General features: G+C 35.3%; 17 protein-coding genes. 16 read left to right on the top strand and 1 reads right to left on the bottom strand.

The window, feature by feature from the left end; translation table 11 throughout:
- The first annotated feature begins 208 nt into the window (after positions 1–208).
- The 8 genes from RV15_RS07865 to RV15_RS07830 all read left to right on the top strand — a co-directional run bounded on the left by RV15_RS07865 (position 209) and on the right by RV15_RS07830 (position 11,466).
- Complete coding sequence (locus tag RV15_RS07865) at positions 209–358, top strand: teichoic acid D-Ala incorporation-associated protein DltX (RefSeq protein WP_025872889.1); 150 nt, start codon at positions 209–211, stop codon at positions 356–358.
- Positions 359–372: 14 nt separating this feature from the next.
- On the top strand, positions 373–1,887 hold the full coding sequence (gene dltA / locus RV15_RS07860) for a D-alanine--poly(phosphoribitol) ligase subunit DltA (protein WP_071877509.1): 1,515 nt from the start codon (positions 373–375) through the stop codon (positions 1,885–1,887).
- Positions 1,884–3,089 carry a D-alanyl-lipoteichoic acid biosynthesis protein DltB gene (dltB, locus tag RV15_RS07855; RefSeq protein ID WP_071877508.1) on the top strand — a complete coding sequence of 402 codons (1,206 nt, stop codon included), beginning with the start codon at positions 1,884–1,886 and terminating at the stop codon, positions 3,087–3,089. Before dltA ends, dltB begins: the two co-directional genes overlap by 4 nt.
- 46 nt (positions 3,090–3,135) lie before the next feature.
- Positions 3,136–3,372, top strand: a complete 237-nt coding sequence (gene dltC, locus RV15_RS07850) for a D-alanine--poly(phosphoribitol) ligase subunit DltC (protein WP_071877507.1) — start codon at positions 3,136–3,138, stop codon at positions 3,370–3,372.
- Complete coding sequence (gene dltD / locus RV15_RS07845; protein ID WP_139242992.1) at positions 3,372–4,640, top strand: D-alanyl-lipoteichoic acid biosynthesis protein DltD; 1,269 nt, start codon at positions 3,372–3,374, stop codon at positions 4,638–4,640. Before dltC ends, dltD begins: the two co-directional genes overlap by 1 nt.
- 156 nt (positions 4,641–4,796) lie before the next feature.
- Complete coding sequence (locus tag RV15_RS07840) at positions 4,797–9,179, top strand: SpaA isopeptide-forming pilin-related protein (RefSeq protein ID WP_071877506.1); 4,383 nt, start codon at positions 4,797–4,799, stop codon at positions 9,177–9,179.
- Between the two features lie 387 nt (positions 9,180–9,566).
- Positions 9,567–10,649: a M42 family metallopeptidase gene (locus RV15_RS07835; protein ID WP_071877505.1), complete on the top strand. Its 1,083-nt coding sequence runs from the start codon at positions 9,567–9,569 to the stop codon at positions 10,647–10,649.
- Between the two features lie 19 nt (positions 10,650–10,668).
- A complete protein-coding gene (locus tag RV15_RS07830; protein ID WP_071877504.1) occupies positions 10,669–11,466 on the top strand; it encodes a DUF975 family protein in 798 nt (265 codons plus the stop codon).
- Positions 11,467–11,553: 87 nt separating this feature from the next.
- Here the strand turns inward: RV15_RS07830 and RV15_RS07825 are convergent, their stop codons facing one another.
- A complete protein-coding gene (locus RV15_RS07825; RefSeq protein ID WP_071877503.1) occupies positions 11,554–12,105 on the bottom strand; it encodes a TetR/AcrR family transcriptional regulator in 552 nt (183 codons plus the stop codon).
- Between the two features lie 122 nt (positions 12,106–12,227).
- Between RV15_RS07825 and RV15_RS07820 the strand changes: the two genes are divergently transcribed.
- From RV15_RS07820 to RV15_RS07785, 8 genes are all read left to right on the top strand, one after another.
- Positions 12,228–13,352 carry an alpha/beta fold hydrolase gene (locus tag RV15_RS07820; protein WP_071877502.1) on the top strand — a complete coding sequence of 375 codons (1,125 nt, stop codon included), beginning with the start codon at positions 12,228–12,230 and terminating at the stop codon, positions 13,350–13,352.
- Between the two features lie 137 nt (positions 13,353–13,489).
- Positions 13,490–14,230, top strand: coding sequence for an MBL fold metallo-hydrolase (locus RV15_RS07815; protein WP_071877501.1), 741 nt, complete (start codon positions 13,490–13,492; stop codon positions 14,228–14,230).
- Positions 14,231–14,243: 13 nt separating this feature from the next.
- Complete coding sequence (gene lplA / locus RV15_RS07810; protein WP_071877500.1) at positions 14,244–15,248, top strand: lipoate--protein ligase; 1,005 nt, start codon at positions 14,244–14,246, stop codon at positions 15,246–15,248.
- A 203-nt stretch (positions 15,249–15,451) separates the two neighbouring features.
- Positions 15,452–15,787 (top strand): PadR family transcriptional regulator, encoded by a 336-nt coding sequence (locus RV15_RS07805; RefSeq protein WP_071877499.1) that lies wholly within the window; start codon positions 15,452–15,454, stop codon positions 15,785–15,787.
- Entirely contained in the window at positions 15,777–16,139 is a 363-nt protein-coding gene (locus RV15_RS07800) for a DUF1048 domain-containing protein (protein ID WP_071877498.1), read from the top strand. Before RV15_RS07805 ends, RV15_RS07800 begins: the two co-directional genes overlap by 11 nt.
- 87 nt (positions 16,140–16,226) lie before the next feature.
- Positions 16,227–16,907 carry an O-methyltransferase gene (locus RV15_RS07795; RefSeq protein WP_071877497.1) on the top strand — a complete coding sequence of 227 codons (681 nt, stop codon included), beginning with the start codon at positions 16,227–16,229 and terminating at the stop codon, positions 16,905–16,907.
- Between the two features lie 76 nt (positions 16,908–16,983).
- On the top strand, positions 16,984–17,610 hold the full coding sequence (locus tag RV15_RS07790) for an endonuclease III domain-containing protein (RefSeq protein WP_071877496.1): 627 nt from the start codon (positions 16,984–16,986) through the stop codon (positions 17,608–17,610).
- Positions 17,611–18,028: 418 nt separating this feature from the next.
- Positions 18,029–18,727, top strand: coding sequence for a CPBP family intramembrane glutamic endopeptidase (locus RV15_RS07785; RefSeq protein ID WP_071877495.1), 699 nt, complete (start codon positions 18,029–18,031; stop codon positions 18,725–18,727).
- The last annotated feature ends 12 nt before the right edge of the window (positions 18,728–18,739 follow it).

Here is an 18,739-nt window from a genome sequence, read left to right as displayed (position 1 = left end):
AAGTATTTTTTTGTTTTTTCTTTAGTAAAAGAGGGTAGAACAAAATCTTTTGCGTTTTGTTCTACCCTTTTTTTGTTCGAAGGTGACAAAACTGTTAGTATGGAAGACGGCTTTATTCGCGAATTTAGTTTCTTTTCTCGTTAGTATTGATTACAATAGCAGTACCAAAAAATATGATTATATGAAAAATTTGGAGGCATAAGATAAAATGAAAGCTTTTTTTACTCAACCAAATGTCCAATACTGGGGGAAATTCATTGGAAAGACCGTATTTTATTTTGGTATTCTTTTAATGTTGATTTATTTATATCATTATAAAAACATTGATGGCGGTACATTTATTTATAATGAATTTTAGGGAGGGAATACTTCATGACGATTTTAAATATTATTGAAGCAATTGATCGTTGGGGGATAACAGAGCCAAACCGTCCCGTCTATATTGAAAACACACGAACATATACTTATGGAGAGCTTAAGCGTGACTCCGATGCAATTGCTGCATATTTGCAAAAAAACATAGGACGTGCTCGTCCAGTCGTTGTTTACGGAGAATTAGAATTTGAAATGCTGGCATGTTTTTTAGGGGCATCAAAAGCAGGACATGCCTATATACCGATTGAAGCACACACACCAAAAGAACGAGTTGAAATGATTTTAGATGTAGCTGATCCGGCAGTGATTTTCTCTGTTGCGCAATGGTCAGATATCAAAACAGCTGCTGATATTATTTCATTGGAAGAATTACAGAACATTTTCGTAGACACACAACATGCGAACAAGCTTGAACCTGTTATTGAATCAGAAACCTACTATATTATTTTTACTTCTGGAACAACTGGAGTGCCTAAAGGGGTTCAAATCAGTCATGGAAATCTTTTAAGCTTTGTGAATTGGGAGTTGGCAGATTTTGGGATTACTGAAGGCATGCGTTTTTTATCACAGGCACCTTATTCATTTGATTTATCTGTGATGGCTGTGTATCCTGCTTTGACCTCTGGTGGGTCCTTGACACCCTTGCCTAAAGACGTCATCAACGACTTTAAACAGCTGTTTGCTGAACTTCCCAAGCTGGAAATAGAAGTTTGGGTTTCAACTCCGTCATTTATGGATATTTGTTTGATGGAGCCAACGTTTGATGGTGAACATGTAGATAGTTTAAAAGTTTTTCTATTTTGTGGGGAAGAGTTGCCTAAAACAACGGCTCAGAAATTATTAGAGCGATTTCCTAAAGCTACTATCTTCAATACCTATGGACCAACAGAAGCCACAGTGGCAGTTTCAGGCGTTAAGATCACCCAAGAAATTTTAGACGAATATAGTCGCGTGCCGATCGGTTATGTAAAAAATGATACAACTGTGTATATCATGAACGAGGATCATGAGCTTCCCGCAGAAGAAGTAGGAGAAATCGTGATCGCTGGCCCAAGTGTTTCTAAAGGCTATCTACATAATCCAGAAAAAACAGCGGATGCCTTTTTTGAGTATAAAGGCCAACCAGCTTATCGCACAGGGGATGCTGGTAGACTAAAAAATGAGATGCTGATTTATGATGGTCGGATCGATTTTCAAGTGAAACTGCATGGGTATCGCATTGAACTTGAAGATATCGATCATCATTTAGCCAGTGTTTCTTATATAAAACATGCTGCAGTAGTGCCAAAATATCAAAACCATAAGGTTCAACAATTAGTCGCTTTTGTGGTTGCTAATCCTCATGAATTTGAAAAAGAATTTAAATTGACCAAAGCAATCAAAGAAGAATTGAGCCGTTCAGTGATGGACTATATGATTCCGCAAAAATTTATCTATGTTGAAAAGCTACCGCTGACAGCAAATGGAAAGATCGACCGTAAAGGATTGATAAATGAGGTGAATGCAACATGATCGATGTACCTCATATGATTCCTTATGCGAATCCGATTTATTTTATTTATTTGTTAATTGCATTGTTACCAATGATTCTGACTTTATTTATTAAAGGAAAACGTTGGGCTTGGTATCAAGTTTTGGTCACATTATTGTTCTTATACATGAGTTTTGGTGGTGAAGACTGGAAACAAGGCGTAGCGTTGATCGCCTATGTCATTTGGCAGACAATTCTCGTTTGGTTCTATTTTCATTATCGTCAAAAGAAAAACGAAAGTCTGGTCTTTTATTTAGCCGTATTTTTAGCAATCTTACCGTTAGTTTTAGTTAAGGTAGTGCCTTTTGTTTCAGGTCATGCTTCTCTGTTAGGGTTCCTAGGTATTTCTTATTTAACCTTTAAATCTGTGCAGATCATCATGGAAATGCGGGATGGCTCGATCAAAGAATACAATATTTTACGGTATATCGAATTTCTTTTATTCTTTCCAACGATTTCGTCTGGTCCGATCGATCGCTACCGTCGTTTCGAAAAAGATGTTGAAAATCCGCCGACGCCTGTTGAATATGTAGATTTTCTAGGAAAAGGGATTCACAATTTTTTCTTGGGATTTTTATATAAATTTATTATTGGTTATTACTTTGGCCAAGTATTACTACCTGTGGTTGCGAAGTTGGCTGCAAAATCAGGCGGTATATCATGGGAATTAGTCGCATATATGTATATTTATAGTATGTATTTGTTCTTTGATTTTGCAGGCTACAGCTTGTTTGCTGTAGGAACTAGTTACTTGATGGGGTATGACACACCAATCAACTTTAATAAGCCGTTTCTGAGCTGGAATATCAAGGAGTTTTGGAATCGTTGGCATATGACTCTTTCATTTTGGTTCCGTGATTACATTTATATGCGCTTAATGTTTACTTTGATCAAGAAAAAAGTCTTCAAGAGCCGTATCGTAGCATCGAATGTTGGTTATTTTGCCTTATTCTTATTGATGGGCGTCTGGCACGGCTTAACATGGTATTATCTAGCATATGGCTTTTATCATGCTGCATTGATTTGTTTGACCGATGCTTGGCTACGTTTTAAGAAGAAGCATAAAGAACAAATTCCATCGAACAAATTCACGCATGCATTCGCTGTTTTTTTAACATTTAATGCAGTTTGCTTCAGCTTCTTGATCTTTTCAGGATTTTTAGATACATTATTCTTTAAATAAAAAATAAACTACAGCTAAGAACTGTACGACAAAGGGGAAATTACGCATGAACATAGAAGAAACAGTTTTAGATATTTTGGAAGAAATTACTGGTACTGATGAAGTCAAAGAAAATAAAGATGTTGATTTATTTGAAGAAGGACTAATGGATTCACTTGCAACAGTTCAGCTATTAGTTGAAATTGATGGACAATTAAATGTGCAAGTACCTGTTTCAGAATTTGACCGCGATTTATGGAACACACCAAATAAAGTTGTCGAACAAGTGAAAGCCTTACAATAATGAGCATGAAGAAAAAACTTTTTGGAATCTTTGGACCGATTCTAATTTCTGCGGTTCTGTTAGTCGCTTTTTTCTTTGCACCATTTAAAATAGATGTGGATAGCAAACGCGTTTTATCAGATGCTTCCACCTCTATGGCAACTAATGTGCTAAGAGGAAATGCCATCAAGAATAAAGCAATTGGTTCAAAAGAATATATTCCATTTTTCGGTTCTTCTGAGTTAAGCCGAATCAGTCCGTTTCATCCGACTGTTTTAGCAGAAAAATATGACCGTGGCTACCGTCCGTTTTTATTAGGGGCTCCAGGTACGCAATCTTTAACACAGGCCTTGATGATGCAATCTATGGGAGAAAATCTTGCTCATAAAAAAGTGGTTTTCATTATCTCGCCTCAGTGGTTTGTTAAAGAAGGGGTTACCAATGATTATTTCAATGCCTATTATTCTGAGCTTCAAACGTATCAATGGGTTAGTGATCTAAAAAAAATCACTGATGACGATGTTTATCTTGCGTCAAGATTAATGGATTTTCCAAAAGTAAAAGAAGACAAACGGTTATGTAGTGCTTTGAAAAATATCATTTCTGGTGAAATTCCAAATCCATCAGATAAGCACTATATTAATTTAATGATCAATATGTTTTCTCGTGAAGATGAATTGTTCAGTAAAATTGGTATGGTAAGCAGAGATAAGACAATCAAAAAAGCTGAAAAACCGTTACCTATGACTTATAATGCCAATGAATTAGATCAAATAGCAGCTGAAATCGGTCAGAAAGCGACAAATAATAATCCATTTGAGATTTCTAATTCCTTCTATAATAAGCGGTTAAAAAAGAAGCTGAACAGCCTAGAAAGTTCGCAATTAAATTGGGATTATCGTTTTTCCCCTGAATTTTCTGATTTACAACTAGTACTCAGTCGATTAGCGCAGGAGAAAGCGGATGTACTTTTTATTATCCCACCAGTAAACAAACACTGGACAGATTTTACCGGTCTCTCCCAAGATATGCTGCAAGGTTTTGCCAAAAAAGTCAAATACCAATTAACAAGTCAGGGCTTCAGCAATATTGCCGATTTCACTAAAGATTGTGATACTCAATACTTTATGGCTGATACGATCCATTTAGGCTGGAGAGGTTGGTTAAAAGCTGACCAAAGGATTCAGCCATTTCTAGAAAGTGATGCGACTAAATCACCAAATTATCAACTTGATGGATCATTTTATTCAAAAGAGTGGCAGCAAAAAAATCCGAAATCTATTAGATAGTCAACAAAGTAGTAAGACATAATTGTTTTTTTTGAACATTTATGTCTTTTTTTGTATTTAAATTAAAGAATATTATTATTTTATCTATTAAAATTAATATATTATGGTACTATGGTAATAGTTGTTTGTTTTTTATAAAAATAAAAGGAGATAATGATGAAAAAACAGAAATTTTGGATAATAATAGTGATACTTTTGATGATTGCTAATTCTTTGATTCCTGTTGTTAGTTTTGCTGAAACATTCGTGTCAGAAGAAACTTCTGATACTTTATCGTCTGATGAACTAACAAGTGAAGTACCGAACAAAGAAAGCTCTTTGGAAAGTTCAGAAAGTGTTTTTACAAAGGATTCTTCGACAAGTGATACTTTAGATGAGCGACCAGAGGCCGTAGAAATTTCTACAACCGAAGCGATACCCGAAACGTCAGCGAGTGAAGTCGAAATCGAATCAAGACAAGCAAAAGTACAACAAGCTGAAAACCTGATATCAAATGTTACATTGACCGATTCTAAAGGAGTAGAGTTCAACACAACGACAAATCGTCCTCAAAGACAAGCACCGTTGAAGATAACTCTACAAGTTGGGACAGAAAATCAAACAATTCAAGCTGGAACATATGACTATCAATTACCAGCAGATATTGCGATTTCAAACAACATATCCGGAAAATTAGCGACAGTCGGAAGCTGGACTATCGATACGACCGGAAAACTTACCATCGTTTTTAATGAAACCGTAGTCAATGGAAAATATCAAATCGATATTGAAACAAGTTTTATTCCATATAGCGATGATAGTGACTTACTTAAAATGATTGTTTTCCCCTTAGCAAATAATCAGGAAAAACAATACGATATTTTATTTAAACTTTCAGGTGAAGGAAGCATTAGCCTGAAGAAAAACAAAACCTTTAATACAGATCTCGTGTCGACAGAAATAAAAACCAATATCAATCGAGAAACCATCCAGCCAAATCAAAAAATAGTGGTCAAGAACACGATCAATAGAAAAGGCTCGAGCCAGAATGAAGATGCATCGGCTTATATCGATATCAAAGATGTAAAAGTTTTTGAACAAGACGTTTCGATGGGCGGTCAGTTGATTGGTGAACCTATTTTGTTAGGAAGTGGAGATTACACACTTCAACAAAACGGTGCTAATTTAGAAGCTATTCTAAATAAAGAAACGAATAAAGCTGTGATTCTATCGTATGAATCAGTTATTGAAGAAGAGTCGATCGTTAATGAAGAGTTGTATAATCTGAGAACTGAAGCAACTATTTATGGAACATCTCTTTCAAATTATGTTTATTTTCAGTATAATCACAATCCTCACATAACTAAAAAAGGGGAGTACAATGTCAAAACAAATACAATCGTTTGGACGATCGATTACAATACGGATAATACTGAGCTGACTCAAGGAAGCAAATTTACCGATATCCTCAAGGATGAAGTTGCCAATGATTTAACTTTTTCAAGTCTAAAAATTTATTATTTATATGTTTATGGCACCAATTCGATCAGCCAAGGCGGTTTTGCGCCAACAAGTCACTGGGATACAAGTGGCTTTGGTCAATATACAACAGATTACACTTATACCAATAACCAAAATGCTACATCAACTCAGGCCTATCGATTTGTTTATGAAACAGCTGTTCAAAATCCTAGCCCGCGGGTGATCGAAAATCAGGCTTCAGATACCTTAGGAAGCGATGAAGCAAAAATCAATTTAGCGCCATCAAATATTTCTAAAATACTGGAAGAAGATTCTCTAGATATGACAGAGGGAACCGTAGACTGGTCGATCATTGTCAATAATAAACACTGGGGAATGCAGTTCAATCAAATGATTGATGTGTTTGGTGAGCGAGTAAAAGAGCTAGTGGATGGATCTGCTGATTTTTACTATTATGCTAAAGGTGATGACAAAACGAAGCACCCATTAGTTGTTGGACAAGATTATACGATCAAGAAAACAAGTTCCGGCTTTACAGTGGATATGTTAGGCATTCACGCTGGCGTTACAACGAATAAATATGTTTTGACGTATACAAGCAAGTTTGATAACACAGATATTAATGTAGGCGATGAACTAAGTAATAAAGTTTCCCTTGCAGGAAATGGAAATATTCCGATGGAAGCTTCAGCAACATTCAGTATTCCTAGCTTTTTAGTTGGAGGCGGTAAGAAAAATGTTGTATATGCAAACACAGCGGGGATATTTACCTGGACGATCGGAATCAATGAAGAGCGACATAAATATAAAAATCTTATTTTAGAGGATGAAATCGAATCAATTCAAAAATTAGATAAAGACTCGATTGAAATTCTCGAACTAGATAAGATTATCAATGAAAATGGCAAGGAAGTAGTGTTGACAGGTGAGGCAATTCAACCAGGAGATGCCCGCTATCCTACTGTTATGGAAATCAAAGATAATCATATTCATCTAGAATTTTCATCTATTGGGAACAAAAAAGTAGCAATCCGCTATAAAACAGCACCAACTACTGCTCCTGTTTCTGATTACTACACTAAATTTACGAATATAGCTAAAATTAGCGATGAAAAGGACTATCAACACGAACTTAAAGCGGAAGAAACAGTGGCTTTAGGGATCAATACTTATAAAGTGGGCAGAGTTTCAACAGCAGACAATAAACTTGCTAATTGGTATATTCAAACAAATACTATGCCGGCAAATCGTCCATATGAAAAGTTAGTTTTAGAAGATAGCTTCACACTAAGTGATTTATCGAAAGCTGAAAATACTAATTTTGTAATAGGAACGGATGCTTTTGTGGTCAGAGACTTAGTTACAAATAAGGTTCTCAGTTTAGGTGAAGACTACGAGATCACTTTCACTTATGATCCAGATCAAAGCGCAGCAGGCTCGCTTTTGAAAAATTATGAAACAAATTATTTTAAGATCACCTTTAAAAAAGAAACTCGAGGCGTTTCTGTAGAGTATCAAACCGTTACAACAAAATCAGCAAATGTAATGAATACAGCAGTTTTTTCAAATAATAAAGCGATTAAATCAGATTGGTCAACGGTAAATCATACCATTACAAGTGGTTCTGGTTCTGGAAAAGGGGTCGGCCAGATTCCACTGAAAAAAGTTGATGCACGTACACAAGAACCGTTAAATGGAGCCGTTTTTGAACTGTTTGACAAAGAAAGCAAGCAATCGCTAGGATTAAAGGTAAGATCTGATCAGGAGGGGAATGCCCTCTTTAAATCAGTAGCTGAAGGTGAGTATTTGATTAAAGAAATTACAGCTCCAGATGGGTATAAATTATCTGATGAGTATCAAAAAGGTGTCCTTTTATCTACCAAATCAGATGACGATATAGCTGAGCCAAATTATGTCACTATCGTTGAAAATGAACCAATCATCACAACAGGTACAGTGGAACTGAAAAAAGTAGATCCAAAAGGAGCCGCTTTATCAGGTGCCCAGTTTAATTTATCACGTCATATTCAGGAAAAAATAGAATACTACCATCTAGATGAGCAAAATACAGTAAATTGGACAGCGGATCAAAACCAAGCTTATGTATTCAACTCAAATGAACAAGGCTTGATTACTGTTGGAGATCTGACTGAAGGGGATTACGAATTTACAGAAGTGAAAGCACCAGTAGGGTACGAGTTAGATGCAGCGCCAGTTTCTCTAGCATTAACGAAAGAGTTGATCGAATCAGAAACAGCTGCTACAGGAGCTAAAACAAACGAATTATCAATGGGAACGATCCATGTGAAAAAAATCGATCAAGAAACAAAACAAGTACTGAGCGGAGCTGAATTCACACTTGTTTCTAAAATTGATCCTACGAATCCAGTCACATTGACAACAGATGAGAATGGTGAAGCTGTATTTGAAAAAGTAGCACAAGATACTTATACACTGACTGAGACCAAAGCACCTGTTGGTTATCATCTGAAAGAACTTGAGCAAGATATCACGATCGATCCAGAGCATTTAAATATCGAATTAACTGTAGAAAACGAGCATAAGATAGGAGAAATTCTACTCCAGCATGTGGATACAAAAGGCAATCAAATCGATGATGACATCTTACTGAAAGAAAAAATCGGCACAAAACAAACCGTTACACCAAAAGAAATCACAGGCTATCGTTTTAAAGAGGTACAAAAACCAACGCCTCAATTAAGAAATAGAATGAATCAACTAGTTGGAGTAGATGAAGTTATGTTTACAGAGGCACCGCAAAAAATAATTTACGTCTATGAAAAAGAATTAGGACCATCTATTACTGATCCCAAACTACCAGAAGTGCCAGAAGTACCAGAAGTACCAAATGTACCAAACGTATCAAAAGAGAAAACAACAGCGAAAGCGAATGATACTCAATTCCCAAAAACATCTGCAGTTGTTAAGAAAAAACTACCAAGGACCAATGAACAAGTTGAACACTGGTATACGGTATTAGGGAATTGTTTGATTATCGGTCTATTGGGTTATTATGTTATCTATTATCGTAGAAAAAAACAAATAGATCAAAGGTAATTTTTTGAAAAGGCAAACAGTGATAGAAAATGCTCATTTAAAGGGTATTTCTATCACTTTTCCTTTTGTATGTTTCAATATACTGTTGATTTTTCAAGAGTGATAAGAAGTGATATAATACGATTAATGATAATTGAGTGGCAACAAGGGTTCAGTACCTTGGGATAAAGATAAAATCTGATTGTGGCTAAAAGTGCCACCCTCATATTTTCCTATTTTTCAGTCGGAGCAGAACGAGCCCGCTATATCATATCTAGCTTCACGGGCTAACTCCTCGGAAAAAAGATAAAATCTGATTGTGGCTAAAAGCACCACCCTCATATTTTCCTATTTTTCGGTCGGAGCAGAACGAGCCCGCTACGCTTTTAATTATTAGGAGGGAATATTTTGGATCAAAAAGAAGAACGTTTATTAATAGACTTAACCAATGCTAAGGGAGTACCAGGCAATGAAGGGGAAGTCAGAGAGATATTTAAAAAATATGCAGAACCTTTTGCAGATAAGGTCATGTATGACGGGTTAGGCAGTATTATTGCCAAACGTATCGGTGATAAAGAAGGACCAAAAGTGTTCTTCTCAGGACATTTAGATGAAGTTGGTTTTATGGTGACACAAATCACAGAAAAAGGATTTATTAAATTCCAAACACTTGGTGGCTGGTGGGGACAAGTTATGTTAGCGCAACAAGTGCAGATCAAAACGGGTAAAGGGGAGCTATTTTATGGTGTGATTGGTTCAAAACCCCCTCATGTTTTGACGGCAGAAGCTAGAAAACAGCCATATGATGTAGCGGATATGTTTATCGACATTGGTGCGTCTAGTGACAAACAAGTCGCAGAGTGGGGCATCAAACCAGGAGATATGATCACGCCTTATATTGAATATCGTCGGCTGAATGATACGAAATTTATGCTGGCTAAAGCCTGGGACAATCGGATTGGTACGGCGGTATCATTAAGAGTATTGGAAAATCTAGCAGCAGAGGGCCATCCTAATATCCTATTTGCAGGCAGTGACGTGCAGGAAGAAGTGGGGTTACGCGGTGCCCAAACAAGTACTCATTTAGTCGACCCAGATATTGCTTTTGCACTTGATACTGGAACAGCAGGTGATACACCAGGTATGACGCCTAAAGAAGCTGATTCTGAGTTAGGCAAAGGACCACAAATCTTGATTTTCGATGCATCGATGATTCCACACAAAAAATTACGTGATTTTGTGATCCAAGTGGCGGAAGAAAATAATATTCCTTTCCAATATACCGTGATCACAGGTGGTGGAACGGATGCAGGTAGAATGCATTTGACTCGAAATGGTATCCCGTCACTTGCAATCACAGTTCCAGTTCGTTATCTACATTCTCATACATCAATGATCCATGAGGATGATTATCTAAACACAGTTAAATTAGTTACAGAAGTTGTGAAGCGGTTAGATAAAAAAACAGTAGATGAGCTTCGCAGTTACTAAAGAAGAGGTGATAGTTCAAATGAAAAGTCAAATTACGAATGCAATGCATCGGGAACAAGCTCGAACATCTTTAAAAAATCAATGGGGAACCATGGCATGGATTACATTTTTAGCAGTATTTATCCGCTTTATGATTAGCTCGGTAGTAGGTAGTGTAGCTAATTTACCACAAGATAGTGCAAGTAATAATGTTATGTCTTTTTTACTAAATAACTTTCTCTTTTTTGCCATTACGTATGGCACTTATTATTGTGCTTTACAAGTATTACGCGGCAAAAGAGTTCAAGCAGGAATGTTAACAGCTATTTTTCAAGGCAAGTTTTATCTTCCAATGTTGTTTATCAACCTGATTCAATATCTTGTTGAGTTAGTATTGAACTTAATTGTGTTATTACCAGTACTTTTATCTTACGGTGCTGCTTTGTACTTTGGATTGATGTTTAATACAGTATCAGTTGACCAATTTCAAACGCAAATGAGGGGAGATTTCTTTTTAGCCTTATTATTGCTGATTTTCGCATTTCTGATGATTTTAATCGGTGTTTTTGTCAGTGGTGTGTTCCAGTTTGCCGTTTGGGTAAAACTTGATGATCCTGAATTATCAGTGGGAGATGCCCTAAAATACGCCTTGTTCTTGATGAAAGGTCGCTTTGGTCAATATTTACTTCTACAAATTTCATTTATTGGTTGGTTTATCATCGGTGCATTGGTTTTCGGAATTGGTTTATTATGGGTGATTCCTTATCATGATGTTGCTGTAGCAAGTTTTTATGATACCGCTCGTGAAGAAAAAGGGGCACCAACAGTTGTTGGATAAAAAATAAGAACGCAATTATAGTTGGCTGAGTTGAATCTGGTATAAAACCAGATGTCAATTCAGCTATTTTTTTACTCATGCATTTATCTAAGCTTTTTTTAAGCCGTAATCGGATAGATACTGTAAGAAGTCAAAGATATTATCGGATAATTCATTGTTCAAAGAGTAATGAATCATTGTCATTGCACTTGAAGTATACAAATCAATCATAAATGTCAGGGGAAGGTTGAACTGTTTATATTTGCTGCTGGTTTCTATATACAAAGCGCAGTGCTTTCTTAAAATAAGCAGAAAGCTTTTTTCTAAATTATAGTGATTGTATGGAGAATTAAACAGCGTCTGGATTTCTGTTTTCTTTTTAGTTATGTCCTTAGCAATTGATTGTATCGATTCAGAAACCTCATTTTTTGAGAATCTTTGTTGTATTAGTTTATCAAAAGAATCAGAGTAGGTTTTAATTATTTTTTCAAGTACATCAAATTTATCCATGTAATGAGCGTAGAAAGTAGATCTACCGATTTTGGCGTATGCACAGATGTCTTTGACTGTTAGTTTTTCAATTGATTGTTGTTGCAATAAAAAAATAAGTGATTTTTGAATTAGTTCTTCTGTTTTAATCACACGTAAGTCTTTATTCATCAAACTGCCTTCTTTCTGGACACTGATACTCTTTTTGTTCATTATAATACATTTTCAATACTTTTGTGTCTGTTTTTAATGTTGGTCCGCACGCATACTGATGGTTACAGGGAGGGATTTCAATGTTTAAAAACTATCACAAAAATGAACAATTTAATTTTCAAATGAACCGTTTTTTAGAGCCATATGAAAAAGAAAGTAGTATCCAAAAAGAAGTAAGTGCGGCGATTCCAAATCTTAACGATTTTGAATCATGGTATGAAACATGGTTGTCACTGGGGCATGAAAAAGAAGCAAAAAAAGAGTATGGAATTGCTTCTGTTTATTATCAGCTAGCTGAATTTTTTTTTAAAGAAGAAGATTCAAGAAAATTAAACACCTATCAACTGTTCAAAGAAGCGTTTTATAAGAGTATTGATACACGTCATATGACGTGTATTCAGATTCCTTATGAGAATACTTTCATGCCAGGCGTTGTAATAAAAAATAATGGGACACCAAAAAAAACATTGATTATCCATGGTGGATTTGATTCTTACCTAGAAGAATTAATCAGGTTAGCTAACTCGTTAGAAAAGCTAACTGACTATCAATTTATTTTATTTGAAGGTCCCGGTCAGGGAGAAATGATCAGAAAAAAAGTAGCGATGGTCTACAATTGGGAAAAACCAGTTGGAGCGGTATTGGACTATTTTGAGCTAGCAAAAGCGGATTTGATTGGCATGTCCCTAGGAGGCTATTTATGCTTGAGAGCTGCGGCTTTTGAGCCGAGAATTGAAAAAGTTGTGGCCTTTGATTTGATGTATTGCATGAATGACGCACTAAAAAATAGAATTGCTCTGCAACAATATCAATTTATTGAAACAGAATTACTAAATGGAAATGAACAACAGGTTGATGAAGTGTTATCCGAAGCGATGAAGCAAAATATTGATTTAAATTTTAAACTATCAAAAGGTTATGCTATATCTAATACCAAGCGACCATCTGAACTATTAAAATTTATTTCTGCTTTTACTCTTGAAGGAATTGAAGATAAGGTCACACAAGAAGTGTTGCTGATGGCGGGAACGGATGATCTCTATGTACCAGCTGATAGATTACCTTTTCTTATCAGTAAACTTGTACATGTAAAAAAACTTGAAACAATTCTTTATACAACTTCTTCAGGCGGAGAACGACATTGTCAGGTGGGAAATAAGGCTCTAGCTTATGAAGACATCTCCGCTTTTTTATTAAAAAAATAAAAGGTAGCAAACAACTTAATGTATCGTCTATGCTGTTCTTTTTATTTGTTATCTTTATAAAGTTACAACAACTTTCATCATTAATTTCCTTTTTTGTGTTACCATTAAGTGAAGAATTCTTAAGGAGGTCGAGGAAGTTGAAAATAACCGTTTTAGGCTGTTTAGGTGCTTATCCTTATAAAGGCGAAGGAACCAGTTCTTATCTACTCGAATCAGATGGTTTTAAGCTATTACTAGATGCTGGAAGTACAACCTTAGTCAATTTAGAAGAGCATCTTGACCCGCTAGCACTAGATGCCGTGATTTTGTCCCATTACCATTATGATCATATCGCAGATCTTGGTGTGCTGCAGTATTATCGTCAATTATATCCAGTACTGGAACCGACACCTGTTTTGCCGATTTATGGACATACAGACGATGCTGCTCACTTTGAAGCATTGAATATGCCGGGAGTGTCAAAAGCCGTTCCTTATTTTGAAGCAGAAGAATTGAAATTAGGTCCTTTCCTTGTGACATTTATGAAAACAATTCATCCTGTACCTTGTTATGCAATGCGTTTTGTAGAAGAAAAAACGGGTAAAGTATTTGTTTTCACAGGTGATTCTGGCTACTTAGAAAGTTTTGTCGATTTTGCGAAAGAGGCTGATGTCTTTTTAGCAGATACGTATCTATTTGAAGGAAACGAGAAGCACCATGCTCATTTTACATCTAAAGAATCAGGGGAAATTGCGAAAGCAGCCCAGGTTAAACAGCTGATCTTGACCCATTTACCGCAACATGGTTCGTTAGAAGAGTTGAAACAGCAAGCAGAAAAAGCAGCTGGCAATCAAGTGTCCGTTAGTTTAGCAGAGAAAAATTTAGTTATCGAAATTTAAGGAGTGGTGAACTGTGATTTTTGTACCAAATGAAAATAACGACCCAAGAGTTAACTTAGCAATCGAGACCTATTTATTAAAAGAAAAACCTTTAGATGAACCGATTCTTTTGTTTTATATCAATGATCCATCAATCATTATTGGGCGTAACCAAAATACGATCGAAGAAATCAATAAAGAGTATGTAGATGAACATGGAATTCATGTAGTTCGTCGCTTAAGCGGCGGTGGTGCTGTCTATCATGATCATGGGAATTTGAACTTTAGTTTTATCATGCCTGACGATGGCAACTCTTTCCGTGATTTTGCTAAAGTAACTCAACCAATCATTCAAGCCTTGCACGAGCTAGGCGTTTCTGGTGCTGAATTAAAAGGCCGTAACGATTTAGTTATCGATGGGATGAAATTTTCTGGAAATGCGATGTATGCAACAGCTGGAAGAATGTTTGCTCATGGTACTTTGATGTTCGATAGTGATATCAACGAAGTCGTCAATACGCTAAAAGTCCGTAAAGATAAAATTGAATCTAAAGGGATTAAATCAGTCCGCTCAAGAGTGACTAATATCAAACCGTTCTTACCAGCAGATAAACAAGAGATGACGACAGAAGAATTCCGTGAAGATATTTTATTGAAAATTTTTGGTGTCGACTCTGTTGATCAAGTAAAAACGTATGAACTAACGGATGAAGATTGGGAAAAAATCAATAAGATTTCTGACGAATATTATCGTAATTGGGATTGGAATTATGGCAAATCACCAGCCTTTAACTTAGAACGTCACCAACGTTTTCCAATTGGTTCCATCGATGCACAGATGAATGTAGAAGCAGGTGAAATCAAGGAAATCAAAATCTTTGGCGATTTCTTTGGATTAGGTGAAATCAAAGACGTAGAAGAAATTTTGACTGGCACAAAATATGAAAAATCAGCGATCGAAGAGGCTGTAGATAAGATCGATATTAAAAAATATTTTGGCAATATTGAAAAAGAAGATTTAGTTGGTTTGCTGTATTAAGTAGAAAATAAAAAAACTGTAGTTAAGCTAGAAATAGTTTGACTACAGGTTTTTTTAATCGCATAGTCAAGTACTTAGTAAAACAAAGTAGTTGACAATACTTCTACTGAGTTATACTATATACCTGTACTTAATAATACTAAGTAGTTAGAGAAAATACTATAGACCTCAAGTGCCATATGAAAGAACAGGTGATGAATGTTATGAACGGGACAACAGAAATGCTTAAGGGCGTTCTAGAAGGTGTGATTCTGGAAATTATCAAGCGACATGAGACATATGGTTATGAAATAACCAATAATTTACAAGAATACGGATTTGAAGATATCGTTGAAGGAACAGTTTATACGATTCTCTTACGTTTAGAAAAAAAGAGCTTAGTCACTGTTACAAAGAAAAAATCCACTGTTGGACCAATGCGTAAATTTTATTCCCTAAATGAAGCAGGAGAAAAAGAACTCGACCTATTTTGGCAACGTTGGACATTTATTTCAGGGCAGATTGAAAGACTAAAGGAGGAAAAAAAGAATGAAAAATAAAAATGTTATCGATTATTTTAAACAAGTTCATGCAGATAAGGTAGAGTATAATAAACAAATGGCACGTTTGAAGGAACTTCCTTCTGACTATCAAATCGTGTATAAAGAAGTTCAAAAATTTTTATGGGAATTTACCGCAGGTGATGGTATGGATATGCTTCCACCTATGCTGGAGCTGCTAGACTTTTTTGAAGATGGTGCGGCAAATAATATACCAGTTTTACAATTGGTTGGCGAAGATGTAGGCTCTTTTGCAGAAAATACACTACATGAAATGCAAGCTAAAACACGAATCAACGAACTAAAAAGAAAAATGAATGAACGAATCGCTAAAAAAATTAGTGAAGAATAGAGAAATTTAGTCAGCAAAATTTAAAAATTATATTTTGACATCATATCCTTCTCTTCGTATAATATAGAAGCGAAGAGGAGCGATAATATGCGAAACGAAATGATGCATCGACCAGTTGTGAAACCAGAACTTGTTGATTTTATGAGAAATAAACAAAAAAAGATCCAAGGTGAACTTGGGGTGATTGAAGAAGAAGCACACATTGCTGGAGTGCCGATTATACCTCATGAAACAGTTGTCTTTCTACAGTTTTTCTTAGATCAAATTAAACCAAAAAATATTCTAGAAATTGGAACCGCAATTGGTTTTTCTTCTAGCTTAATGGCCCAATACGTTGGAGCAGATGGACATGTTACTACAATCGATCGATTTGATGTAATGATCAGAAAAGCCAAAGTAACCTATGAACGCTTAGGACTGACAGATAAAGTGACCTTATTAGAAGGACAAGCAGCGGAAGTTTTACCCACATTAACTGGTCCTTATGACTTTATTTTTATGGATAGTGCGAAATCTAAATATATCGAATTTTTACCGGAATGCTTACGTTTATTACGCGTCGGCGGTGTCTTGATGGTGGATGATGTTTTCCAAGCAGGCACAATTTTAGATCCGATCGAGGAAATTCCGCGTAGTCAAAGAACGATCCATAGAAAGTTGAATCAATTTTTAGAGACAGTCATGACGCATCCAGATTTGACCTCAAGTTTATTGCCTTTAGGTGATGGCGTGATTATGATCACAAAAGAAAGAGAAATAACTGAATAACATTTATACGGCTTGGGTCAGGATTTAATTATTTTGACTTGAGTTTTTTTATGTAATAATAAAGGAGCGAATCAAAATGAAAACGGATAAAGAAAAGCTTCAAGTGTTAAATAATTTAGTCGCACATTATGGTTACCAATATTGGTGGGAAGATACTAATCGAATCTCTGATTGGGTGTCGATGATCTTGATCCAGCAAACGACTGAAAAAAATGCTCACAAGGCATTAGGAAATTTGGAACCCTATTTAACTGTTGAAAGTCTTCAGGAAATTGAATTGGAAACGTTACAAGAGCTGATTCGCCCAGCCGGATTTTTCAAACAAAAAAGTAATTATATCAAAGAATTAATCAGTTGGTTTATTTCACATGATAGTGATTTTGATAAATTTCGAACATACTCGACTGATGAGCTAAGAAAAGAGCTATTGACGATAAAGGGTGTCGGTTCAGAAACGGCAGATGCAATGTTGCTTTATATTTTTGAACGAAATGTTTTTATCGCTGATCAATATGCCATTCGTCTGTTTAATCGTGTAGGTTTCGGTCCATATAAGACATACGAAGAAATGCGGAAAGACTTTATTCATTTGACCGAAGGAGTTCCTCATGATTTATGTAGAGAATGGCATGCAGCGATTGATGTCCATGGAAAGCATTTTAACAAAGATAAGAATATGGATGAATCATTTTTAAGTTTTTAAGCAAGTTTTCCCTCGATTTTTTATTTTCATTAGAAGTGATATTCAAACGTAGATTATCTAATATATTTGTAATAATAATGGTGTAGAATATCTGAATTTCCTATTTTATTTGGTTTTCATCGACTTAGTTTAAAGGAAATTCGGGATGTCTTTTCCAAAATTTGACATAAAAAAGATAGCAATGGTAGTTTAACTACATCATAGATCATAAAGTCAGGAAAAGAACTAACTGAATAGCATTACAATAACCCAGATCCAAATGTAATTATTTGGCTCTTTTTTTGATGTATATTAACTTTTTGAAGATGAAAAAGTAAGCGTCTCAGTAAGGATATAAAAATTAATTTGACAATCAATAGAGAATGTTATAAACTATTTTTATATCGAATCGATATAAAATAAAAAGGAGTTAAAAATAATGAAATCGTTGAAAAGAGTCTGGCTAAACTTGATTTTAGCCCCATTTTGGTTTTTAATTGCAATTAGTGGATTATCCGTTTATTATTCCGTAAAAGGCTTAGATACGGGAGAAATATCTTTAGAAATCGCTGACCAAACGTCGGTAATTTTATTGATCGTACAAATAATCTTATTATTGGTTTTAGTTATTACAGCTAAAAAAGAACAGTTTAGTTTATTCGCAAGTTTTAAGATTTCTTCGCCAAAGTTAAATGTGGAAATTATTAAAGGTGTGATAGTCGGCAGTTTATTTGCAGTCTTATACTTGTTTATCTTATCTCCAATACAATATGAGTTACAAAAAAATGTTGGAGATATCATTCCACCAGGAGAAGCAATGAAGGTTTTAGGAGGACAAATCATTCCCTTTTTTATTGCAAATGTTGTCTTAGCTCCATTTGTAGAAGAGTCTCTTTATAGAAATTATGCACTTACTAAGTTTGAGCAAAGATATAGCTCAATGAAGAGTGTTCTGTTGTCGGCGCTCGCATTCGGTTTTTTACATTGGACTGGTGGAATTTGGTATATCCTAATGACAGGTATTATCATTGGTATACCATTTGGCATAATTGCTTCTCGTAAAAAGAATATTTTATTGATTTTTGTAGCACATTTGACACTAAACTTTATCGAATTTATTTATATTGCTTGGTTTTGATAGAGGTCAAAT

Origin of the sequence: Enterococcus silesiacus, from assembly GCF_001886225.1 — a bacterium.
GTDB lineage: Bacteria > Bacillota > Bacilli > Lactobacillales > Enterococcaceae > Enterococcus_L > Enterococcus_L silesiacus.
Note: the sequence above shows the minus strand (reverse complement) of the source record. Positions and strands in the feature narration are given on the sequence as shown.